Origin of the sequence: Pseudomonas brassicacearum (genome assembly GCF_003732265.1) — a bacterium.
GTDB classification, from domain to species: Bacteria; Pseudomonadota; Gammaproteobacteria; order Pseudomonadales; family Pseudomonadaceae; genus Aquipseudomonas; species Aquipseudomonas brassicacearum_D.
Genome location: NZ_MOBK01000001.1, coordinates 919,432 through 941,594, shown reverse-complemented (window position 1 = coordinate 941,594; position 22,163 = coordinate 919,432). Strand labels below are relative to the sequence as shown.

Annotated in this window: 19 protein-coding genes; 3 read left to right on the top strand and 16 right to left on the bottom strand. The window is 58.5% G+C overall.

What is annotated here, in order from left to right:
- Window positions 1–23: 23 nt before the first annotated feature.
- The 14 genes from nuoF to BK660_RS04410 form a co-directional block, all read right to left on the bottom strand.
- Window positions 24–1,379 carry an NADH-quinone oxidoreductase subunit NuoF gene (gene nuoF, locus BK660_RS04485; RefSeq protein ID WP_027925111.1) on the bottom strand — a complete coding sequence of 452 codons (1,356 nt, stop codon included), beginning with the start codon at window positions 1,377–1,379 and terminating at the stop codon, window positions 24–26.
- The gene (gene nuoE, locus BK660_RS04480) at window positions 1,376–1,873 is read right to left on the bottom strand and encodes an NADH-quinone oxidoreductase subunit NuoE (RefSeq protein ID WP_008020715.1); all 498 of its coding nucleotides are present in this window, start codon (window positions 1,871–1,873) and stop codon (window positions 1,376–1,378) included. The genes nuoF and nuoE overlap by 4 nt, the downstream gene beginning before the upstream one ends.
- Before the next feature lie 2 nt (window positions 1,874–1,875).
- A complete protein-coding gene (gene nuoC / locus BK660_RS04475) occupies window positions 1,876–3,660 on the bottom strand; it encodes an NADH-quinone oxidoreductase subunit C/D (protein WP_027925112.1) in 1,785 nt (594 codons plus the stop codon).
- A 72-nt stretch (window positions 3,661–3,732) separates the two neighbouring features.
- Entirely contained in the window at window positions 3,733–4,407 is a 675-nt protein-coding gene (locus BK660_RS04470; RefSeq protein WP_007946424.1) for a NuoB/complex I 20 kDa subunit family protein, read from the bottom strand.
- A 10-nt stretch (window positions 4,408–4,417) separates the two neighbouring features.
- Window positions 4,418–4,831: an NADH-quinone oxidoreductase subunit A gene (locus tag BK660_RS04465; protein ID WP_003223812.1), complete on the bottom strand. Its 414-nt coding sequence runs from the start codon at window positions 4,829–4,831 to the stop codon at window positions 4,418–4,420.
- A 639-nt stretch (window positions 4,832–5,470) separates the two neighbouring features.
- Window positions 5,471–6,796: an isocitrate lyase gene (gene aceA, locus BK660_RS04455; RefSeq protein ID WP_123432256.1), complete on the bottom strand. Its 1,326-nt coding sequence runs from the start codon at window positions 6,794–6,796 to the stop codon at window positions 5,471–5,473.
- Between the two features lie 473 nt (window positions 6,797–7,269).
- Complete coding sequence (locus tag BK660_RS04450; RefSeq protein WP_123432255.1) at window positions 7,270–8,031, bottom strand: secretin N-terminal domain-containing protein; 762 nt, start codon at window positions 8,029–8,031, stop codon at window positions 7,270–7,272.
- A 162-nt stretch (window positions 8,032–8,193) separates the two neighbouring features.
- A complete protein-coding gene (locus tag BK660_RS04445; RefSeq protein WP_027925115.1) occupies window positions 8,194–8,619 on the bottom strand; it encodes a GNAT family N-acetyltransferase in 426 nt (141 codons plus the stop codon).
- The gene (locus BK660_RS04440; protein ID WP_123432254.1) at window positions 8,612–9,781 is read right to left on the bottom strand and encodes a ribosomal protein uL16 3-hydroxylase; all 1,170 of its coding nucleotides are present in this window, start codon (window positions 9,779–9,781) and stop codon (window positions 8,612–8,614) included. Before BK660_RS04440 ends, BK660_RS04445 begins: the two co-directional genes overlap by 8 nt.
- 86 nt (window positions 9,782–9,867) lie before the next feature.
- Window positions 9,868–11,238, bottom strand: coding sequence for an adenylosuccinate lyase (purB, locus tag BK660_RS04435; RefSeq protein ID WP_123432253.1), 1,371 nt, complete (start codon window positions 11,236–11,238; stop codon window positions 9,868–9,870).
- Window positions 11,239–11,362: 124 nt separating this feature from the next.
- Entirely contained in the window at window positions 11,363–11,986 is a 624-nt protein-coding gene (hflD, locus tag BK660_RS04430) for a high frequency lysogenization protein HflD (RefSeq protein WP_123432252.1), read from the bottom strand.
- Complete coding sequence (mnmA, locus tag BK660_RS04425; protein WP_123432251.1) at window positions 11,983–13,116, bottom strand: tRNA 2-thiouridine(34) synthase MnmA; 1,134 nt, start codon at window positions 13,114–13,116, stop codon at window positions 11,983–11,985. Before mnmA ends, hflD begins: the two co-directional genes overlap by 4 nt.
- Window positions 13,117–13,175: 59 nt before the next feature.
- Window positions 13,176–13,622 (bottom strand): NUDIX hydrolase, encoded by a 447-nt coding sequence (locus tag BK660_RS04420; RefSeq protein ID WP_123432250.1) that lies wholly within the window; start codon window positions 13,620–13,622, stop codon window positions 13,176–13,178.
- Between the two features lie 215 nt (window positions 13,623–13,837).
- Entirely contained in the window at window positions 13,838–16,063 is a 2,226-nt protein-coding gene (locus BK660_RS04410; protein ID WP_123432249.1) for an NADP-dependent isocitrate dehydrogenase, read from the bottom strand.
- A gap of 493 nt (window positions 16,064–16,556) precedes the next feature.
- Between BK660_RS04410 and icd the strand changes: the two genes are divergently transcribed.
- Entirely contained in the window at window positions 16,557–17,813 is a 1,257-nt protein-coding gene (gene icd / locus BK660_RS04400) for an NADP-dependent isocitrate dehydrogenase (RefSeq protein ID WP_027925122.1), read from the top strand.
- A 60-nt stretch (window positions 17,814–17,873) separates the two neighbouring features.
- On the opposite strand, the gene BK660_RS04395 is transcribed toward icd, so the two are convergent.
- Complete coding sequence (locus BK660_RS04395; protein ID WP_123432543.1) at window positions 17,874–18,155, bottom strand: cold shock domain-containing protein; 282 nt, start codon at window positions 18,153–18,155, stop codon at window positions 17,874–17,876.
- Window positions 18,156–18,380: 225 nt separating this feature from the next.
- On the opposite strand from BK660_RS04395, the gene clpS reads away from it, so the two are divergent.
- Window positions 18,381–18,743: an ATP-dependent Clp protease adapter ClpS gene (gene clpS / locus BK660_RS04390; RefSeq protein WP_046032480.1), complete on the top strand. Its 363-nt coding sequence runs from the start codon at window positions 18,381–18,383 to the stop codon at window positions 18,741–18,743.
- Between the two features lie 30 nt (window positions 18,744–18,773).
- The gene (gene clpA / locus BK660_RS04385; RefSeq protein ID WP_027925125.1) at window positions 18,774–21,044 is read left to right on the top strand and encodes an ATP-dependent Clp protease ATP-binding subunit ClpA; all 2,271 of its coding nucleotides are present in this window, start codon (window positions 18,774–18,776) and stop codon (window positions 21,042–21,044) included.
- Between the two features lie 872 nt (window positions 21,045–21,916).
- On the opposite strand, the gene infA is transcribed toward clpA, so the two are convergent.
- Entirely contained in the window at window positions 21,917–22,135 is a 219-nt protein-coding gene (gene infA / locus BK660_RS04375) for a translation initiation factor IF-1 (protein WP_002553999.1), read from the bottom strand.
- Window positions 22,136–22,163 lie beyond the last annotated feature (28 nt).

Here is a 22,163-nt window from a genome sequence, read left to right as displayed (position 1 = left end):
GACCCTTCGCCTTCTTTAAGCGTTTACGCGCCGACTACGATCGGCCGTGCCAGAGGCGGGACGACGGCGCTGGTAGGCGCGATGCCGGCTTCGAACTCATGGCGGAAGTATTTGATTGCGCTGCCCAACGGCTCCACGGCGCCCGGTGCGTGAGCACAGAAGGTCTTGCCAGGGCCGAGGAAGCCGACCAGACCCAGCAGGGTCTCGATATCGCCGGCTTGCCCTTCACCGTTCTCGATCGCACGCAGGAGCTTGACGCTCCACGGCAAACCGTCACGGCACGGGGTGCAGAAACCGCACGACTCACGGGAGAAGAACTCTTCCATGTTGCGCAGCAGGGAAACCATGTTGACGCTGTCGTCCACCGCCATGGCCAGGCCGGTACCCATACGGGTGCCCACCTTGGCGATGCCGCCGGCGTACATTTGTGCGTCCAGGTGTTCCGGCAACAGGAAACCGGTACCGGCGCCGCCAGGCTGCCAGCACTTGAGCTTGAAGCCGTCGCGCATGCCGCCAGCGTAGTCTTCGAACAACTCACGACCGGTGACGCCGAATGGCAGTTCCCACAGGCCCGGGTTCTTGACCTTGCCGGAGAAGCCCATGAGCTTGGTGCCCATGTCTTCACTGCCTTCACGGGACAACGATTTGTACCAGTCCACGCCGTCGGCAATGATCGCCGGCACGTTGCACAGGGTTTCAACGTTGTTCACGCAGGTCGGCTTGCCCCACACGCCAACGGCGGCAGGGAAGGGCGGCTTGGAGCGCGGGTTGGCGCGGCGGCCTTCGAGGGAGTTGATCAGTGCGGTTTCTTCACCGCAGATGTAACGCCCGGCGCCGGTGTGGACGAACAGCTCGAAATCGAAGCCGCTGCCCAGGATGTTCTTGCCCAGCAGGCCTGCTGCCTTGGCTTCTTCCACGGCACGGTTCAGGTGCTTGGCGGCGGTGGTGTACTCGCCACGCAGGAAGATGTAGCCACGATAGGTTTTCAGCGCGCGAGCACTGATCAGCATGCCTTCGATCAGCAGATGGGGCAGTTGCTCCATCAGCATGCGGTCTTTCCAGGTGTTCGGCTCCATTTCATCCGCGTTGCACAGCAGGTAGCGGATGTTGATGGATTCGTCCTTGGGCATCAGGCCCCACTTAACGCCAGTGGGGAAGCCTGCACCGCCGCGACCTTTCAAGCCGGAATCTTTCACGGTCTGGACAATATCGTCCTGCGCCATGTCGGCAAAGGCCTTGCGCGCAGCGGCGTAACCGTTCTTGGCCTGGTACTCGTCGAGCCACACGGCTTCGCCGTCGTCACGCAGACGCCAGGTCAGCGGGTGAGTCTCGGCCGAACGCTTGATGCGGTTGGCAGGACCGAAGGAAGTCAGGGTCATACGTAGCCCTCGAGCAATTTGGCAACGCCGGCAGGCTGCACATCACCGAAAGTGTCGTCGTCGATCATCAACGCCGGCGCCTTGTCGCAGTTGCCGAGGCAGCAGACCGGCAGCAGGGTGAAACGACCGTCGGCGGTGGTCTGACCCAGGCCGATGCCCAGCTTGCTCTGGATTTCGCTGACCACGGATTCGTGACCACCGATGTAGCAGACCATGCTGTCGCAAACGCGAATGATGTGACGGCCCACGGGTTGACGGAAGATCTGGCTATAGAACGTCGCCACACCTTCAACGTCGCTCGCCGGGATGCCGAGGATCTCGCCGATGGCGTACAGAGCGCCGTCCGGCACCCAGCCACGTTCCTTCTGGACGATCTTCAGGGCTTCGATCGACGCCGCGCGCGGGTCTTCGTAGTGATGCAACTCGTGCTCGATGGCCGAGCGCTCGGTTTCACTCAAGGTGAAACGGTCTGTCTGGATAAGCGTGCTATTCATGCTTAGCGGTCCACGTCGGCCATAACGAAATCGATACTACCCAGGTACGCAATCAAGTCCGCGACCATGCTGCCTTTGATCACCGAAGGGATCTGCTGCAGGTGCGGGAAGCTTGGGGTACGAATCCGGGTGCGGTAGCTCATGGTGCCGCCATCGCTCGTCAGGTAATAACTGTTGATGCCCTTGGTCGCTTCGATCATCTGGAAGGATTCGTTGGCCGGCATGACCGGGCCCCACGAAACTTGCAGGAAGTGCGTGATCAGGGTCTCGATGTGCTGCAGCGTGCGCTCTTTCGGCGGCGGCGTGGTCAGCGGGTGATCCGCCTTGTACGGGCCTTCCGGCATGTTGCGCATGCACTGCTCGATGATCTTGATGCTCTGGCGCATTTCTTCGACGCGCACGATGCAACGATCGTAGGCATCGCCATTGGCGGCCAGCGGCACTTCGAATTCGAAGTTTTCGTAACCGGAGTATGGACGTGCCTTGCGCAGGTCGAAGTCGCAACCGGTCGAACGCAGGCCGGCACCGGTGACGCCCCATTCCAGGGCCTCTTTGGTGTTGTAGGCAGCGACGCCGATGGTCCGGCCACGCAGGATGCTGTTGTCCAGGGCGGCTTTCTGGTATTCGTCCAGACGCTTCGGCATCCACTCGACGAAGTCTTTCACCAGTTTTTCCCAGCCGCGCGGCAGGTCGTGGGCGACGCCACCGATGCGGTACCAGGCCGGGTGCAGACGGAAACCGGTAATGGCTTCGATCACCGTGTACGCCTTTTGACGGTCGGTGAACGTGAAGAACACCGGGGTCATGGCGCCGACGTCCTGGATATACGTACCCAGGAACAGCAGGTGGCTGGTGATCCGGAAGAACTCGGCCATCATGATGCGGATGACGTCGACCTTCTCGGGCACCTTGATGCCGGCCAGCTTCTCGACCGAGAGCACGTACGGCAGGTTGTTCATCACGCCGCCGAGGTAGTCGATACGGTCGGTGTACGGGATGAAACTGTGCCAGGACTGACGCTCGGCCATCTTCTCGGCACCACGGTGGTGGTAGCCAACGTCTGGTACGCAATCGACGATCTCTTCACCGTCCAGCTGCAGGATGATGCGGAACGCACCGTGCGCGGAAGGGTGGTTGGGACCGAGGTTGAGGAACATGTAGTCCTCGTTCGCACCGGAACGCTTCATGCCCCAGTCTTCAGGCTTGAAGCGCGCGGCTTCTTCCTCAAGCTGTTGCTTGGCCAGGTTCAGGGTGAACGGGTCGAACTCGGTGGCACGGGCCGGGAAGTCCTTGCGCAGCGGGTGACCTTCCCAGGTCGGCGGCATCATGATGCGGGTCAGGTGCGGGTGACCGGCAAAGTTGATGCCGTACATGTCCCACACTTCACGCTCGTACCAGTTGGCGTTCGGCCACAGACCGGTCACGGTCGGCACGTTGAGGTCGCTCTCGGACAAGGCGACCTTGATCATCACGTCACTGTTACGTTCGATCGACATCAAGTGATAGAACACAGTGAAGTCGGCGCCGCTTGGCAGTCCTTGACGCTTGGTGCGCAGACGCTCGTCCACGCCGTGCAGGTCATAGAGCATGACGTACGGCTTGGGCAGGTTACGCAGGAAGGTCAGGACTTCGACGAGTTTGGCACGCGCAACCCAAAGCACCGGCATGCCGGTGCGGGTAGGCTGGGCGGTGAACGCGTCCGCGCCAAAACGGTTGTTCAGTTCGACGACCACATCCTGGTCGTCTGCCTTGTAAGGCGGGATGTACAGAGCACTGCCTGTAGTCATGGTTATTTATCGCTTTCGGTCAACGTAAAGAATGAAGCCAGTGTCTCGTTCTATTAAAGAAGCAGATCTGGATCAGACTTCGTCGGGGCTGCGCAGGTTGGTGACTGCGATTCGCTGTTCGCGGCGCTTTTCCTTTTCGGAAGGCATCTCGGCGCGGTAGACGCCTTGATCACCAACGACCCAGGAAAGCGGACGACGCTCCTGTCCAATCGACTCTTGCAAGAGCATCAAGCCTTGCAGGAAAGCTTCAGGACGGGGCGGGCAGCCAGGCACGTAGACGTCCACGGGCAGGAACTTGTCCACCCCTTGAACGACAGAGTAGATGTCGTACATGCCACCGGAGTTGGCGCACGAACCCATGGAGATAACCCATTTAGGTTCGAGCATTTGCTCGTAGAGACGCTGAATGATCGGCGCCATCTTGATGAAGCAGGTACCGGCGATAACCATGAAATCCGCCTGACGCGGCGATGCCCGGATAACCTCGGCGCCAAAGCGCGCGATGTCGTGGGGCGCCGTGAAGGCGGTGGTCATTTCCACGTAGCAGCACGAAAGACCGAAGTTATACGGCCACAGGGAGTTCTTGCGCCCCCAGTTGATCGTGCCGTTAAGCACGTCTTCGAGCTTGCCCATGAAGATGTTTTTGTGGACTTGATCTTCTAACGGATCGGAAACGGTTTCCCGTTCGCCAATCGGATACTGCTCGTTAGGAGCATCGGGGTCGATCCTGGTGAGATTGTATTGCATTGCCAAAGCCTCATTGTTTCAGCTTCGCTTGCCGCTTACGACGAGCTTCCGGAGCCCAGTCAAGGGCACCCACTCGGAATAGGTAGACAAGGCCTGCCAACAGAATTGCTATGAAAACGAGAGCTTCGACGAATCCGGTCCAGCCGCTTTCGCGGACGGACACAGACCATGCAAAGAGAAAGAGGGCTTCGATATCGAAGATCACGAAGAGCATCGCGACCAGATAGAATTTCGCTGAGAGCCGCAGACGGGCGCCACCTGTAGGCAGCATGCCGGATTCGAACGGTTCGTTTTTGCTGCGGCCCCAGGCTTTTGACCCAAGGAGGCTGGAAACGCCGAGCATGAAGGCGCAGAGGCCGACGACGCCCAGAAGGAAAATGGCAAAGCCCCAGTTGTGGGCCATGAGTCCTGTCGCTTCGGGCATGCTGGTAATCCTTAACAGAGAGCAAAGGTCTCTGAGCTTGAAAAGAAACAAAGCAGTGACGATATGTCGCAGCAATCAATCCCGCTGATTTTATGGCACAACACTCAGCAAGTAAAATTCCTATAGCGAAATTATTTACAGGAATAAGGACATAGCGCACCTCCAAAGCCGCGCAGCCCATGCGTTGCGGGCATTAGCCGGGTTTTCATCAATATTGTTTTGTAGGGAATGTAACGAACATAGTTGTCGCCAAATGATAATCAATATTGTTTGCAGTGGTTTTTAAACGGGTTATCCGGGTTGGGGCAGGGAAGTTGTCTTTTATGTGCGTTACAGCAAGTAGTGAAGGCGACCGTTTTAGCGGATTTTTCTGACGCCGATACCGCGCTGGATCAATGTTTTCTTCGGGCGCCACCATCCCTTGTGGGAGCGGGCTTGCTCGCGAATGCGGTTCGTCATTCACCATGGATGGCGACTGATCCGGCGCCTTCGCGAGCAAGCCCGCTCCCACAGGGATTGAGCGGTGTTCATTAAATCACAGGCAAAAAAACGCCCCGAACCAGTCGGGGCGTCAGATGTGCGGCGTTGCGGTTAGCTTTCCAGTCGGTCCGCAGCGGCCGATCGTTCAGGCGAAGCAGATCAGTGGAACTGTTCTTCTTCAGTCGAACCGGTCAGTGCGGTTACCGAAGACGTGCCACCCTGGATCACAGTGGTCATGTCGTCGAAGTAGCCGGTGCCCACTTCCTGCTGGTGAGCCACGAAGGTGTAGCCTTTCGAAGCGTCAGCGAACTCTTGCTCTTGCAGTTTCACGTAGGCAGTCATGTCGTTGCGGGCGTAGTCGTGCGCCAGGTTGAACATGCTGTGCCACATGTTGTGAATGCCGGCCAGGGTGATGAACTGGTGCTTGTAACCCATGGCGGACAGTTCGCGCTGGAACTTGGCGATGGTCGCGTCGTCCAGGTTTTTCTTCCAGTTGAAGGAAGGCGAGCAGTTGTACGACAGCAGTTGGTCCGGGTATTCCTTTTTGATCGCTTCAGCGAAGCGACGAGCCTCGTCCAGATCCGGCTTGGCGGTTTCGCACCAGATCAGGTCGGCGTACGGAGCGTAAGCCAGGCCGCGAGCGATGGCCTGGTCCAGACCGGCGCGCACTTTGTAGAAGCCTTCCTGGGTACGTTCGCCAGTTACGAATGGCTGGTCGTACGGGTCGCAGTCGGAAGTCAGCAGGTCAGCGGCGTTAGCGTCGGTACGGGCCAGGATGATGGTCGGAGTACCGGCAACGTCAGCTGCCAGACGAGCAGCGGTCAGCTTCTGTACAGCTTCCTGGGTAGGAACCAGTACCTTGCCGCCCATGTGGCCGCATTTCTTCACGGAAGCCAGTTGGTCTTCGAAGTGAACGCCGGCGGCGCCCGCTTCGATCATGCTCTTCATCAGCTCGTAAGCGTTCAGTACGCCGCCGAAACCGGCTTCAGCGTCAGCCACGATTGGAGCGAAGTAGTCGATGTAGCCTTCGTCGCCCGGGCCTTTGCCAGCTTTCCACTGGATCTGGTCAGCACGACGGAACGAGTTGTTGATGCGCTTGACCACGGTTGGAACGGAGTCCACCGGGTACAGCGACTGGTCCGGGTACATCGATTCGGCGGAGTTGTTGTCCGCAGCCACTTGCCAGCCCGACAGGTAGATCGCCTGGATACCGGCTTTAACTTGCTGTACAGCCTGGCCGCCAGTCAGGGCGCCCATGCAGTTGACGAAATCTTTCTCAGGACGGAAGGATGGCTTGGCGCCCTGGGTGACCAGGTTCCACAGCTTTTCGGCGCCCATTTTTGCAAAGGTGTGCTCAGGTTGAACCGAGCCACGCAGGCGGACGACGTCAGCAGCGGAGTAAGCGCGAGTCACGCCTTTCCAGCGTGGGTTTTCAGCCCAATCTTTTTCGAGGGCTGCAATTTGCTGTTCGCGTGTCAGTGCCATGGAGATAAACCTCGTCGCGTCTTTTACGGAAAGTTGTTCTGCGGTGGAAAATTCATGCGCTCGCTGACCAGAAGCTTGGTGGTCAAGTCGGATTTGGCGGGGTGGCGACGGGATGAACGATAGGCTCGAGGGGAAGTGAGCAGGTAAGGGCAAACTGGCGAACGCATTGGGGCATCGTGGGCCTTGGTGCAAACATCAGTGTGAAGCCGGGTTACCTAATTACGCTTCCGTCCCTCGGGACAACTTCGTTCCAGTCGGCAACCTCGTCAAACACACCTTGTGGGCGGTACAGACACGAAGCGGCTCGCGGGGTAGTTGCGAGCATCGCTTCGAAGGCCCTTGCCAGGGCCCCTGATTAGCGGGAGCGAGGCCATCATGCCTTTGCTTTTTTCGATCGTCAAACGTTTTGTAGTGCTTTTTTTCAGGCACTACATCTTTGGTCTAATACGACTAATCAGTCAGTTTTCGGTGGTTTAGTCCAAAGTATCGACTTTCACCCGCAGGGTCATGTCATCCCGGCCCTGAGTAGCGTAGTTGCGGCTCGTGCCCTGTTTGTCGGCTTGGGTCTGGCGATTGACGCCGGCCAGCAGGATCCATTCGCCGAGGCGGCCCGTGACAGTTGTGTCGGTACTTTGCACGTTCACTACATCGGGACGTTCCTGGCTCATGCGGTCACGGTTGGTACTGATCGCCAGGTGAACGATGTCACCGGTGACGCTGGCGGTAACGTAGAAGCCTTGAGTGACGTTGCGGTATTCAGTCTGGCTGCGCAAATCACCGTAGGAATCAGTCTGCGCGCTGGTGAGCGGAACGCTCTGGCCGACCTGAATCAGTGCGGGAGTGCCTTCACTGGCCTGAATCTGCTGGATGCCGCCGTCGCGACTGGCGGTGCCGTAATTGATGATTCGGGTCTGGCTTGGCTTGGCGCCGTTGACCGAGACGCCCTGATCGCCCTGAAAGTTGTTTTCATTGGTGTCGACGGTAATCAGCAAGCGCTTGGCGGCAACGTCGAGTTGGCTGATCAAGGCTTTAAGTTCGTCGATCTTGCGTTGATCTGCATTGACGATCAGCTGATTTCCATAGGCGCTGACCTGGCCTTCCTTGCCAATGAAATCCTGCGCCATGGGCAGCATATCGGCGCTGGTGCGGTAGTTCAGGGGCACGATCTCGGTGGCAGCCATGGCTGAAAAACTGCAGGTCAGCAACAGGGTGGTGAGCAGGGTGCGTAGGGACATATCCGTTATCTCCGACTTCTAATGTCTTGATAGTGCCAGTTTGTCGGCCCGGCGTGGTGCAAGTTGAATCGTAGACAGCAAAACGCCCCGGCATCCGAAAATGGCGGGGCGTTTTGTGGTGTTTTCTGTGGAGAGGAAGCAAGCTCCCTCGCCACAAGGGTGTTATGCGGAGTGACGCACCATGTCCACATGCGGAATCCCGGCTTCCAGGAATTCCTCGCTGAGGATGTGAAAACCCAGGCGCTCATAGAACGCCGTGGCCTGCACTTGCGCGCTGAGCTGTTGCTGCTTCAGCCCGCGTTTCTCCGCTTCACCAATCACTGCATGCATCAGTGCATCGCCGACCTTCAGGCCGCGCCAGTCTTTGAGCACCGAAACCCGGCCGATGTGACCATCGGGCAGCAGGCGAGCGGTGCCAATCGGGAAGTCGCCTTCGAAGGCCAGGAAATGCACCGCGGTGGCGTCATCGGCATCCCATTCCAGCTCGGGTGGAACGGATTGCTCGGCGATGAATACCGTCTCACGAATGCGCCGGATCTCGGCGATATCCTTCTGCCAGTCTGCGACACGTACGTGAATTTTATTCATCGGCAAACCCCAGGCTTCCTTGCTTGATCAATTCACAGATCAGGCCACGACCGTCTTCATCGATCAGCCACTCGCCGAGGTTGTCGATGTGCAGCGCGTCAGCGGCGCAGATCATTTTCAGCAGCTCGCGCAGCTTGCCCGGCAGGTAACGGCTCTGGCCGCTGGCGAACAGCAGCAGGTCGTCATCGACTTCGGACCAGGCGAGGCGGGCGCTTGGGTTGCGGATCAGGACGGCGCCTTGCTCCAGGCTGGCGAGCAGGTCGTCTTCTTCGATCTCTTCCGGGCCAACCACCAGTTCCGGGTAGCGCGGCTCGGTCATGTACTGGCCAAACCAGGTCAGCAGCAGGCGCTCGTCACTCATGTGCTCGGCCAGCAGGCTTTTCAGGCGATCAAGGGCGTCGTGCTGGATCTGGTGTGGGTCGACTGCAGGCAGGGCGTCGGCGTCGGTGTAACGCTCTTCGTCCGTCAGGAACTGGCTGAGGAAGTCAGTGAAGTGGGTCAGTACTTCAGCGGCGCTTGGCGCACGGAAGCCTACCGAGTAGGTCATGCAGTCATCGACCGCGACGCCGCAGTGAGCCAGGCGGGGCGGCAGGTACAGCATGTCGCCTGGTTCCAGGACCCACTCTTCGGTGGCTTCGAATTCAGCGAGGATGCGCAGGTCTGCGTGTGGCAGCAGCTTGCTCTCGGCATCGCACATCTGGCCGATTTTCCAGTTGCGCTTGCCGTGGCCTTGCAGCAGGAACACGTCGTAGTTATCGAAGTGCGGGCCGACGCTGCCACCAGGGGCGGCGAAGCTGATCATCACGTCGTCGACGCGCCAGCTCGGTAGAAAGCGGAAGTTTTCCAGCAGTTCGCTGACTTCCGGCACAAACTGATCGACCGCTTGAACCAGCAAGGTCCAGTCACGTTCCGGCAGTTTGCTGAATTCGTCTTCGGCGAACGGGCCGCGGCGCATTTCCCATGGGCGCTCGCCGTTCTCGATCACCAGGCGCGATTCGACTTCTTCTTCCAGCGCCAGGCCGGCCAGTTCGTCGGCGTCGATCGGGCTTTCGAAATCAGGAATCGCCTGGCGGATCAGCAGCGGTTTTTTCTGCCAGTAGTCGCGCAGGAATTCGCGCGCCGTGATGCCGCCCAGAAGTTGAAGAGGAATGTCAGGATTCATGTGTAACCTATTGAAAAAAACTACTTTTTAGACAGGAATAAAAACGCCCGGCGCGGCCGGGCGTCTCAAGCAGGTCCAGCGGTCAATCAGATGCGTTTGGCTTGCTCTACAGCGTTACCGATGTAGTTCGCCGGGGTGAGCAATTTCAGCTCGGCCTTGGCGGCGGCTGGCATGTCCAGGCCGTCGATGAAAGTCTGCAGCGCTTGCGGGCTGATGCCCTTGCCGCGGGTCAGTTCTTTCAGCTTTTCGTACGGGTTTTCGATGTTGTAACGGCGCATGACGGTCTGGATCGGCTCGGCCAGCACTTCCCAGCAAGCGTCCAGGTCGGCAGCGATCTTCTGCTCGTTGAGCTCAAGCTTGCTGATGCCTTTGAGGCTGGCTTCGTACGCGATCACGCTGTGGGCGAAGCCGACACCGAGGTTGCGCAGCACGGTGGAGTCGGTCAGGTCACGCTGCCAGCGGGAGATTGGCAGTTTGCTCGCCAGGTGCTGGAACAGTGCGTTGGCGATGCCCAGGTTGCCTTCGGAGTTTTCGAAGTCGATCGGGTTGACCTTGTGCGGCATGGTCGACGAACCGATTTCGCCAGCGATGGTGCGCTGTTTGAAATAACCCAGGGAGATGTAGCCCCAGATGTCGCGGTCGAAGTCGATCAGGATGGTGTTGAAGCGCGCGATGGCGTCGAACAGTTCGGCGATGTAGTCGTGCGGTTCGATCTGCGTGGTGTACGGGTTGAAACCCAGGCCTAGCTCGTCTTCGATGAAGGCGCGGGCGTTTTCTTCCCAGTCGATCTCAGGGTAGGCCGACAGGTGAGCGTTGTAGTTGCCGACAGCGCCGTTGATCTTGCCCAGCAGCGGAACGGCAGCGACCTGGGCGATTTGACGCTCCAGACGGTAAACCACGTTCGCCAGCTCTTTGCCCAGGGTGGTCGGCGAAGCCGGTTGACCGTGGGTGCGCGACAGCATTGGCACGTTGGCAAAACGGATGGCCAGTTCGCGAATGGCTTCAGCGGTCTGGCGCATCAGCGGCAGCATCACATCATCACGGCCTTCGCGCAGCATCAGGGCGTGGGACAGGTTGTTGATGTCCTCGCTGGTGCAGGCAAAGTGGATGAATTCGCTGACGGCCGCCAGTTCCGGCAGCTTGGCCGCTTGCTCTTTGAGCAGGTATTCGATGGCTTTGACGTCGTGGTTGGTGGTGCGCTCGATCTCTTTGACACGCTCGGCGTGCTCCAGAGCGAAGTTTTCCGCCAGGGTGTTCAGCACAGCGTTGGCTTCGGCGGAGAACGCCGGCACTTCGCTGATGCCAGGGTGAGCGGCCAGGCGCTGGAGCCAGCGCACTTCAACCAGAACGCGAGCACGGATCAGGCCGTATTCACTGAAAATCGGGCGCAGGGCCTGGGTTTTGCCGGCGTAGCGGCCGTCAACAGGGGAAACCGCAGTGAGCGAAGAAAGCTGCATGGGGTGTTCTCGGACAGTCGGGCAACGAAATGGGGCGCGTATCATACATGAAAAAATCCGTCGGTCCGTTGCCAACTGACCGGCGTATTACGCGTAATGCGGAGTAAATAGCTGTCTGCGTGACTTATTCGTTACGCATCAAAGGGTAAAGCTCTTTCAATAATTTGCGACGGCTGATCACCAGTTGCCAGCGATGACCGCCCAACTGTCGCCACAGGCGCGCCGAACGAATCCCGGCCAGCAACAGGGCACGGATTTTCGAGGCATTGCTCGGCTGCTGCAGGTTGCGCATGTCGCCGTGGACCTGAATCCGTTGGCGCAGCGTGCTCAGGGTGTCCTGGTACAGCGCGCCACACGCGGCAATCACGTTTTCGTGGGCCGGGCCGAAGTGCTCGACCTGGGATTGAATCTGCGGCAAGCGCTTGCCGATCACGTCGAGCATGTCGCCGCGCTTGGCCAGTTGACGCTCCAGACCGAGCATCGCCAGTGCGTAACGCAAGGGTTCGCGCTGAAGGGCGCTCGGGTCGCGTTCAAGTGCGCCCACCAACGCGCGATAACCTTCGCGCAGATTGAGGTCGTCACCGCCGTAGACTTCCAGCGTGTCCTTGGGGTCGCGAATCAGCAGGCTGCCGAGCATGCAGGACAGGCCGGCTTCGGTGGTCTGGCCAGTCTTGGCAATCTTGTCGACGAGGACGGCAGCGAGAAACACGCCGCCCAGCGCCGTCAGTTGCTCCTGAGTGGGGCTCATTGTTGCTGGCCTTTGCTGGTCCACGGCTCGGCAATTTCGATAACGCCGCCGCCCAGGCAGATTTCACCGTCGTAAAACACCACGGACTGGCCTGGGGTGACCGCGCGTTGCGGGTCATCGAAGGTCGCGCGGTAGCCGGTGGCGGTTTTCTCCAGCGTGCACGGCTGATCGCTCTGGCGATAACGGACCTTGGCGGTCAGTTTGCGCGGCTCGGTCAAATCAATCGGGTTGACCCAATAGATGTCCGAGGCGAGCAGGGCGCGGGAGAACAGGTACGGGTGGTCATTGCCCTGGCCGACGATCAGCTCGTTGTGTTCCAGGTCCTTGATCAGCACGTACCACGGCTCGTCACTGGCGTCTTTCAAACCGCCGATACCCAGGCCCTGGCGCTGGCCGATGGTGTGGTACATCAAGCCGTGGTGACGGCCGATCACTTCGCCGTCGGTGGTCTTGATCTCGCCGGGTTGCGCCGGCAGGTACTGCTTGAGGAAGTCGCTGAAGCGGCGTTCGCCGATAAAGCAGATACCGGTGGAGTCCTTTTTCTTCGCGGTCGCCAGCTCGTATTTCTCGGCAATCGCGCGCACTTCCGGTTTTTCCAGCTCGCCGACCGGGAACAGGGTCTTGGCGATCTGTTCGCCGCCGACGGCGTGCAGGAAGTAGCTCTGGTCCTTGTTCGCGTCCAGGCCCTTGAGCAGTTCGGTACGACCGTCGATGTCGCGGCGGCGCACGTAGTGGCCGGTGGCGATCAGGTCAGCGCCGAGCATCATGGCGTAGTCGAGGAACGCCTTGAACTTGATTTCGCGGTTGCACAGGATGTCGGGGTTCGGCGTGCGACCGGCCTTGTATTCGGCCAGGAAGTGCTCGAACACGTTGTCCCAGTACTCGGCGGCGAAGTTGGCGGTATGCAGCTTGATACCGATTTTGTCGCACACAGCCTGCGCATCCGCCAGGTCGTCCATGGCGGTGCAGTATTCCGTTCCATCGTCTTCTTCCCAGTTCTTCATGAACAGGCCTTCCACCTCATAACCCTGCTCAATCAGCAGGAGAGCGGAAACGGAAGAGTCCACGCCGCCGGACATGCCGACAATGACGCGCTTCTTTTGTGTGTCAGAAGGGGCTGGATCACGCATAGGGATTCAATGAGTGTCTTGAAAAAGGACGCGATTCTAGCAGGCTGGAGCCCGCAAGGCTAAAGAGAAGGGCGGATCAGATCGAGACCGAAGTGATTGCCGTCCAGATAATCATCGATACAGCGGATGATCAGCTCACTGCGCCAGTTTGCGCGCTGTTCCAGCAATTCGTCACGCGTCAGCCACTTGGCACCGACGATGCCGTCATCCAATTGATAGTCCGGGTGGTGTTTGAGCGGTTTTGCAATGAAGCAGACCCGTTGGTAAGTCACGCCGTTGCTCGGGGCGGTGTACAGGTAAATGCCCACTACGCCGGTGGCTTCGACGTCCCAGCCGGTTTCTTCGAGGGTTTCGCGTACCGCGGCTTCAATCAGGGTTTCATTCGGATCGAGGTGGCCGGCGGGTTGGTTGAGTACGACGTTGCCGTGCTTGAGTTCTTCGACCATCAGGAAGCGGCCATTGTCTTCGACGATGGTGGCGACGGTGATATGGGGTTTCCAGTCCATTAGCCTTCCTCAAATTCTAAAGTTGGAACAAAAATTAATGTGGGAGCGGGCTTGCTCGCGAAGGCGGCGGGTCAGTCGACATCACTGTTGAATGATAAACCGCATTCGCGAGCAAGCCCGCTCCCACATTTGTTCGGTGTCCACATTGGAAGTGTGTGAGCGCCACAAACAGAAACCCCGGCACATGGCCGGGGCTTCTTTGCTTCCTTACAACCTTAAACCAGCGCAGCAACCGCTGCGTTGAAGGTTGCGCTAGGGCGCATGGCCTTGCTGATCAGCTCGGCATTGGCGTGGTAGTAACCGCCGATGTCCACTGGCTTGCCCTGAACGGCGTTGAGCTCGGCAACGATGGTTGCTTCGTTCTCGGTCAGGGTTTTGGCCAGGGTCGCGAACTGCGCTTGCAGTGCAGCGTCTTCAGTCTGGGCGGCCAGGGCTTGAGCCCAGTACAGCGCCAGGTAGAAGTGGCTGCCGCGGTTGTCGATGTTGCCGACTTTGCGCGATGGCGACTTGTTGTTGTCCAGGAACTGGCCGGTGGCCTGATCCAGGGTCTTGGCCAGAACCAGCGCCTTAGGGTTGTTGTAAGTCACACCCAGGTGCTCAAGGGAAGCGGCCAGGGCCAGGAACTCGCCCAGGGAATCCCAGCGCAGGAAGTTTTCTTCCAGCAGTTGCTGAACGTGCTTCGGAGCCGAACCGCCAGCGCCGGTTTCGAACAGACCGCCGCCATTCATCAGCGGAACGATCGACAGCATCTTGGCGCTGGTGCCCAGTTCCATGATCGGGAACAGGTCAGTCAGGTAGTCGCGCAATACGTTGCCGGTCACCGAGATGGTGTCCTTGCCTTCGCGAGTGCGTTGCAGGGTGAACTTCATCGCGTCGACGGGCGCCATGATCTGGATGTCCAGGCCGGCAGTGTCGTGATCTTTCAGGTAAGCCTGAACTTTCTCGATCACTACGCCGTCGTGGGCGCGCATCGGGTCGAGCCAGAAAATCGCCGGGGTGCTGCTTGCGCGGGCACGGTTGACGGCCAGTTTGACCCAGTCCTGGATCGGCGCGTCTTTGGTCTGGCACATGCGGAAGGTGTCGCCAGCTTCAACCGACTGTTCCAGCAGAGTGCGACCGGCACTGTCGGAAACCCGAACCACACCGTTGCTCTTGATCTGGAAAGTCTTGTCGTGCGAACCGTACTCTTCGGCTTTCTTCGCCATCAGGCCAACGTTTGGCACGCTGCCCATGGTGGTCGGGTCGAAAGCACCGTTGACTTTGCAGTCTTCGATCACGGCCTGATAGATGGTCGCGTAGCAGCGATCCGGGATCACAGCCTTGGTGTCGTGCAGCTGGCCGTCGGTGCCCCACATTTTGCCGGAGTCACGGATCATCGCTGGCATCGAGGCGTCGACGATGACGTCGCTCGGCACGTGCAGGTTGGTGATGCCTTTGTCGGAGTTGACCATGGCCAACGACGGACGAACGGCGTAGACCGCCTGGATGTCCGCTTCGATCTGCGCTTGCTGATCGCTAGGCAGGGCCTTGATGCGAGCGTACAGATCGCCGATGCCGTTGTTCAGGTTGAAGCCGATCTGAGCCAGCACGTCAGCGTGCTTGGTCAGTGCGTCTTTATAGAACTCGGCAACGATCTGGCCGAACATGATCGGGTCGGAGACCTTCATCATGGTGGCTTTCAGGTGAACCGACAGCAGCACGCCTTTGGCTTTGGCGTCTTCGATCTCGGCAGCGATGAAGCTGCGCAGAGCGTTTTTGCTCATGACCGCGCAATCGAGGATCTCACCGGCTTGTACGGTGGTTTTTTCTTTCAGGACGGTGGTGGTGCCGTCTTGAGCGATCAGTTCGATTTTGACGGCGTCAGCGGCTTCGATCAGGGCGGCTTTTTCGCTGCCGTAGAAATCGCCGGCGCTCATGTGCGCAACGTGCGACTTGGAGTCTTTAGCCCAGGCGCCCATTTTGTGCGGGTGCTTGCGAGCGTAATTCTTGACCGACAGCGGTGCACGACGATCCGAGTTGCCTTCGCGCAGAACCGGGTTTACGGCGCTGCCCTTGATCTTGTCGTAGCGCGACTTGGCGAGCTTGTCGGCGTCGCTGGTCACGGTTTCCGGGTAGTCAGGAACGGCGAAGCCCTGGGCTTGCAGTTCTTTGATGGCGGCTTGCAGCTGCGGCACGGAAGCACTGATGTTCGGCAGCTTGATGATGTTGGCTTCAGGCGTAACGGCCAGGTCGCCCAGTTCGGCGAGGTGGTCGGCTACGGCTTTGTCACCCAGTTGCTCGGGGAAGCTGGCCAGAATGCGTCCTGCAAGAGAGATATCGCGGGTTTCAACGGCGATATCAGCCGAGGCGGTGAAGGCCTCTACGATAGGCAACAGTGAATAGGTGGCGAGGGCTGGGGCTTCGTCGGTGAAGGTATAGATGATCTTCGAGCGGGTGGGCATATTCGGATTAACTCTCTCTTCTTTGCTAAAGCGTGCGCAGAAACTCGAGGGGCGCCGGGTAAGCGCGTTCGTTCAAAGTCATCCATGAGCCGAATATCGAGATTTCGTTGCTGTGATGTTGGGTGCATCAGTAGGGCGTCAAGCATTCGGGCTGCGGTAACAGACCGGCTTATAGGGCGGAAACTCTCGTCATAGAGCCGTTCCGCCGTCGTGACCCTTTAGTCAGCGGCCGCATTATACATAGGTAGCTGGCAATCTGCCGATGGTTCATGTGCAACGATTCTCGTCCATTGGTCTAAAGGTCGCAGGGGCGAGTGGGGCGTAGAGTCTTGCACCGTGCTTGAGTTTGGCGCTTTTCCCTTTGCTTTCAGGCTTGTACGTCGCGAACTGTGCAGCTTTGCGGCAGATGGATGGAACATAGGGTTTGCGTGCCGATTTAACTGGGGTACGCTCGAACGAAGCCAGATGTTCAATCCAAACAATGGAGTTCAGCATGGGATACAAGAAGATTCAGGTTCCAGCAGTCGGCGACAAAATCACCGTCAACGCGGACCATTCTCTCAATGTTCCTAACAACCCGATCATCCCCTTCATCGAAGGTGATGGTATTGGTGTTGATATCAGCCCGGTCATGATCAAGGTTGTCGATGCTGCTGTTAAGAAGGCTTACGGCGGCGAGCGCAAAATTTCCTGGATGGAAGTGTACGCCGGGGAAAAAGCGACTCAGGTTTACGATCAGGACACCTGGCTACCCCAGGAAACCCTGGACGCAGTTAAAGATTACGTGGTTTCCATCAAGGGCCCTCTGACCACCCCGGTCGGCGGCGGCATTCGTTCCCTGAACGTGGCCCTGCGTCAGCAACTCGACCTTTATGTGTGCCTGCGCCCTGTGCGCTGGTTCGAAGGCGTGCCTAGCCCGGTTAAAAAGCCCGGCGACGTCGACATGACGATCTTCCGTGAGAACTCGGAAGACATCTACGCCGGTATCGAGTGGAAAGCCGGTTCGCCGGAAGCGACCAAAGTCATCAAGTTCCTTAAAGATGAAATGGGCGTCACCAAGATCCGCTTCGACGAAAACTGCGGTATCGGCATCAAGCCGGTTTCGCTGCAAGGCACCAAGCGTCTGGCGCGCAAGGCCCTGCAGTATGTGGTCGACAACGACCGCGACTCGCTGACCATCGTGCACAAAGGCAACATCATGAAGTTCACCGAAGGTGCCTTCAAGGAATGGGCCTACGAAGTGGCGGCTGAAGAGTTTGGCGCGACGCTGCTCGACGGCGGTCCGTGGATGCAGTTCAAGAACCCGAAAACCGGCAAGAACGTCATCGTCAAGGACGCCATCGCCGACGCCATGCTCCAGCAGATTCTGCTGCGTCCGGCCGAATACGATGTGATCGCGACCCTGAACCTCAACGGCGACTACCTCTCCGACGCCCTGGCGGCGGAAGTGGGCGGTATCGGTATCGCACCGGGTGCCAACCTGTCCGACACCATTGCCATGTTCGAAGCGACCCACGGTACTGCGCCGAAGTACGCCGGCAAGGACCAGGTCAACCCGGGTTCGCTGATCCTGTCTGCTGAAATGATGCTGCGTCACATGGGCTGGACCGAAGCGGCCGACCTGATCATCAAGGGCACCAACGGCGCGATTTCCGCCAAGACCGTGACCTATGACTTCGAACGTCTGATGGACGGCGCGAAGCTGGTGTCGTCTTCCGGCTTTGGCGATGCGCTGATCTCGCATATGTAAGCGAGCCGGCACAAAAAAACCGCCCTCGGGCGGTTTTTTCATGTCTGGATTCCGGTGGCGTCAGTTCGATACCGTCTCCTGCTTGGCGACGGGAGCGGCAGGTTCGCTCTCTGGCGGCGCTGCACCGATCTTTACGGCGTGCAATCCCTTCGGGCCTTGAACGATCTCGAAGCTGACGGTCTGTCCAGCCTTGAGGGTCTTGTAGCCCTCCATCTCGATGGCCGAATAGTGGGCAAAGAAATCGATATCCTTGCCATCCTCGTCACGACCTTCTCTGGCGTCGGTGTTAATGAAACCGAATCCCTTGGCGTTGTTGAACCATTTCACCTTGCCGACTGCCATGCTCATATCCCTCTGCAACAGACTCCATCACTGGAGTATCATCCAGTACATCCGCAGTCATTCTTTATAAATAAGATTGACTCCGCGGACCTTTTTTACCCACTGTGGGCTCTATTGGTTGTAACACCGTTTTCCCGATAGTCAAGGTGACCGGGCGGTCGGTGTTGAAATCGTCCCTAGCCGCCCCCACCACTGTATTAGCACAACTGACGAACCTTTCTTTCCATGCATGCAATCAGCCAGATTCGACTAACATTCAATCAGGATCGCCCTGATTCACACGACGACGATTCAGCGGGTATTGCTGTTCAGGAGGCAAAGCCTGCGTTACAGGCGCCGCCGATGTACAAGGTGGTTTTGTTCAACGATGACTACACACCGATGGATTTCGTCGTCGAAGTGCTCGAGGTGTTTTTTAACCTGAATCGCGAGCTGGCGACCAAGGTCATGCTGGCCGTCCATACAGAAGGGCGGGCAGTATGTGGAGTGTTTACCCGCGACATCGCCGAGACAAAGGCCATGCAGGTCAACCAGTACGCCAGGGAAAGCCAGCATCCGCTACTCTGTGAAATCGAGAAGGACGGTTAATCGCCGACCACTTGGGTATGAGGTGAAGCTATGTTAAACCGCGAGCTCGAAGTCACCCTCAATCTAGCCTTCAAGGAGGCCCGTTCGAAGCGTCATGAATTCATGACCGTCGAACATCTCCTGCTGGCCCTATTGGACAATGAGGCTGCCGCCACTGTTTTGCGTGCGTGCGGCGCAAACCTCGACAAACTCAAGCACGACCTGCAGGAGTTCATCGACTCCACCACGCCATTGATCCCCGTCCATGACGAAGATCGTGAAACCCAGCCAACCCTGGGCTTCCAGCGTGTACTGCAACGTGCTGTTTTTCACGTACAGAGCTCGGGCAAACGCGAAGTGACTGGCGCCAACGTGCTGGTCGCGATCTTTAGTGAGCAAGAGAGTCAGGCAGTGTTCCTGCTGAAACAGCAGAGCGTTGCGCGCATCGATGTCGTCAACTACATCGCCCATGGCATTTCCAAGGTGCCCGGGCATGGCGATCACTCTGAAGGTGAGCAAGATATGCAGGACGACGAGGGCGGTGAGTCTTCATCTTCAGGCAATCCCCTGGATGCTTATGCCAGCAACCTCAACGAACTCGCGCGCCAGGGTCGAATCGATCCATTGGTAGGTCGTGAGCTGGAAGTCGAACGCGTTGCGCAGATTCTGGCGCGCCGTCGTAAAAACAATCCGCTGCTGGTGGGCGAGGCGGGCGTGGGTAAAACCGCGATTGCCGAAGGCCTGGCCAAACGCATTGTCGACAACCAGGTGCCGGATTTGCTGGCCAACAGCGTGGTGTATTCCCTCGACCTGGGCGCCTTGCTGGCCGGGACCAAATACCGTGGTGATTTCGAGAAGCGCTTCAAGGCGCTGCTCAATGAACTGAAAAAACGTCCGCAGGCGATCCTGTTCATCGACGAAATCCACACCATTATCGGTGCGGGTGCCGCGTCCGGTGGCGTGATGGATGCCTCGAACCTGCTCAAGCCGTTGCTGTCCTCGGGTGATATCCGTTGCATCGGCTCGACCACCTTCCAGGAATTCCGCGGGATCTTCGAGAAGGACCGTGCCTTGGCACGTCGCTTCCAGAAGGTCGATGTGTCGGAGCCTTCGGTGGAAGACACCATCGGCATCCTGCGCGGCCTGAAAGGGCGTTTCGAAGCGCACCACAACATCGAATACAGTGATGAGGCGCTGCGTGCGGCCGCTGAACTGGCTTCGCGCTATATCAATGACCGGCACATGCCGGACAAGGCGATCGACGTCATCGACGAGGCGGGCGCCTACCAGCGTCTGCAGCCAATCGAGAAACGTGTGAAACGCATCGAGGTGCCTCAGGTCGAGGACATCGTGGCGAAAATTGCCCGAATTCCGCCTAAGCACGTCACCAGCTCCGACAAAGAGCTGCTGCGTAACCTTGAGCGTGACCTGAAGCTCACCGTGTTTGGCCAGGATGCCGCCATCGACTCGTTGTCGACGGCGATCAAGCTGTCCCGTGCGGGCCTAAAGTCGCCTGACAAGCCTGTCGGTTCGTTCCTGTTCGCAGGGCCGACCGGTGTCGGTAAAACCGAAGCGGCGCGTCAGCTGGCCAAGGCGTTGGGCATCGAACTGGTTCGCTTCGACATGTCCGAGTACATGGAGCGCCACACCGTATCGCGTCTGATCGGTGCGCCTCCAGGCTACGTCGGGTTCGATCAGGGCGGTCTGCTGACCGAAGCCATCACCAAGCAGCCTCACTGCGTGCTGTTGCTCGATGAGATCGAGAAGGCGCATCCGGAAGTCTTCAACCTGCTGCTGCAGGTCATGGACCACGGTACGCTGACCGATAACAACGGGCGCAAGGCGGATTTCCGTAACGTGATCGTCATCATGACGACCAACGCCGGTGCCGAAACAGCGGCGCGTGCTTCGATCGGTTTCACCCATCAGGACCACTCGTCCGATGCGATGGAAGTGATCAAGAAGAGCTTCACGCCAGAGTTCCGCAACCGTCTGGACACCATTATCCAGTTTGGTCGCCTCAGCCATGAGGTCATCAAAAGCGTGGTGGACAAGTTCCTTACCGAGCTTCAGGCGCAGCTGGAAGACAAGCGCGTGCAGCTGGAAGTGACGGACGCAGCGCGCGGCTGGCTGGCAGTGGGGGGCTACGATACGGCAATGGGCGCTCGTCCAATGGCGCGTTTGATCCAGGACAAGATCAAGCGTCCACTGGCCGAAGAGATCCTCTTTGGCGAGCTGGCCGACCATGGTGGCGTGGTGCATATCGATCTGAAGGACGGCGAGCTGACCTTCGAGTTTGAGACCACGGCTGAAATGGCCTGACGGGTGTTGATCTGTTGTAAAGCGAAAGGCGCCTTCGGGCGCCTTTTTGTTGTCTGTTGGATTGAGTGTATATCCGTTGCTGCGGTAACGGCTGCTTAGGGTTTCGCCCTTACGGCGACTCACTTTTTTTTCAAGCGCCAAAAAAAAAGTAAGCAAAAAAAAGGCTCGCCCCGAGCGTCCGGCCCCTCGCTTAGGCTCGGCGTTCCTTCGCTCCGGTATCCATCCGGGGACACTGCCCTCCGGTCTGCTTCGCTACGACCTACATGCAGCGTGTTCGACTGCGTCGAACGGCGCTGCGCGCCACTCCCCGGATGAACACCTCCACTCAGCCTCCCGAAGGGGCGGGCAGATCAAAAGCTGCAGGCGAGCTAACGCTCGGCCTGTTGAGTGGTGAGAAGCAATGGGTGTACGCCGATTCAATGTGGGAGCGGGCTTGCTCGCGAAGCTTTTGGCTTTGGCTTTGGCTTTGGCTTTGCCTTTGGCTTTTGACGTTGATCTTGATTTTGATCTTTTGCCCCTTCGGCAGGCCGAGTGGAGGTGTTCATCAGGGGATTAGGCGCGTAGCGCCGTGCGGCGAAGCCGCACACATCGAGAGGAGGTCGTAGCGAAGCAGACCGTAGGCGATGTCCCCTGATGGATACCGTAGCGAGGGAACACTGAGCCTCAGCGAAGTGCCGTACGCCGGGGCGAAGCCTTTTGGTTCCTTTTTGGCGTTTGAAAAAGGGACTCGCTGTAAGAGCGAAACCATATTCAGCCATCACCGCAGCAACGGATATACACCCAAAACCCAAGAACCCAATAATCCAAAACCCCACCAAATCGCAGACAAACAAAAACGCCCGGCATAAACCGGGCGTTTTGTATTGACTTGATTAGCGAGCGCGGTAAGTGATGCGCCCTTTGCTCAAGTCATAGGGCGTCAGCTCGACGCGCACTTTGTCACCGGTAAGAATACGAATGTAGTTCTTGCGCATCTTGCCGGAGATATGCGCGGTTACGACGTGCCCATTTTCCAACTCCACACGAAACATGGTGTTGGGCAGGGTGTCGACGACAGTGCCTTCCATTTCGAAGCTGTCTTCTTTCGACATGCAGTAAAGCCCTCGGTGTCCAATGAAT

Coding starts and splice junctions, on each gene's coding strand:
- nuoF (WP_027925111.1), bottom strand. CDS start 1,379: ATGACCCTGACTTCCTTCGGTCCTGCCAACCGCATCAAGCGTTCGGCC.
- nuoE (WP_008020715.1), bottom strand. CDS start 1,873: ATGAATAGCACGCTTATCCAGACAGACCGTTTCACCTTGAGTGAAACC.
- nuoC (WP_027925112.1), bottom strand. CDS start 3,660: ATGACTACAGGCAGTGCTCTGTACATCCCGCCTTACAAGGCAGACGAC.
- BK660_RS04470 (WP_007946424.1), bottom strand. CDS start 4,407: ATGCAATACAATCTCACCAGGATCGACCCCGATGCTCCTAACGAGCAG.
- BK660_RS04465 (WP_003223812.1), bottom strand. CDS start 4,831: ATGCCCGAAGCGACAGGACTCATGGCCCACAACTGGGGCTTTGCCATT.
- aceA (WP_123432256.1), bottom strand. CDS start 6,796: ATGGCACTGACACGCGAACAGCAAATTGCAGCCCTCGAAAAAGATTGG.
- BK660_RS04450 (WP_123432255.1), bottom strand. CDS start 8,031: ATGTCCCTACGCACCCTGCTCACCACCCTGTTGCTGACCTGCAGTTTT.
- BK660_RS04445 (WP_027925115.1), bottom strand. CDS start 8,619: ATGAATAAAATTCACGTACGTGTCGCAGACTGGCAGAAGGATATCGCC.
- BK660_RS04440 (WP_123432254.1), bottom strand. CDS start 9,781: ATGAATCCTGACATTCCTCTTCAACTTCTGGGCGGCATCACGGCGCGC.
- purB (WP_123432253.1), bottom strand. CDS start 11,238: ATGCAGCTTTCTTCGCTCACTGCGGTTTCCCCTGTTGACGGCCGCTAC.
- hflD (WP_123432252.1), bottom strand. CDS start 11,986: ATGAGCCCCACTCAGGAGCAACTGACGGCGCTGGGCGGCGTGTTTCTC.
- mnmA (WP_123432251.1), bottom strand. CDS start 13,116: ATGCGTGATCCAGCCCCTTCTGACACACAAAAGAAGCGCGTCATTGTC.
- BK660_RS04420 (WP_123432250.1), bottom strand. CDS start 13,622: ATGGACTGGAAACCCCATATCACCGTCGCCACCATCGTCGAAGACAAT.
- BK660_RS04410 (WP_123432249.1), bottom strand. CDS start 16,063: ATGCCCACCCGCTCGAAGATCATCTATACCTTCACCGACGAAGCCCCA.
- icd (WP_027925122.1), top strand. CDS start 16,557: ATGGGATACAAGAAGATTCAGGTTCCAGCAGTCGGCGACAAAATCACC.
- BK660_RS04395 (WP_123432543.1), bottom strand. CDS start 18,155: ATGGCAGTCGGCAAGGTGAAATGGTTCAACAACGCCAAGGGATTCGGT.
- clpS (WP_046032480.1), top strand. CDS start 18,381: ATGCATGCAATCAGCCAGATTCGACTAACATTCAATCAGGATCGCCCT.
- clpA (WP_027925125.1), top strand. CDS start 18,774: ATGTTAAACCGCGAGCTCGAAGTCACCCTCAATCTAGCCTTCAAGGAG.
- infA (WP_002553999.1), bottom strand. CDS start 22,135: ATGTCGAAAGAAGACAGCTTCGAAATGGAAGGCACTGTCGTCGACACC.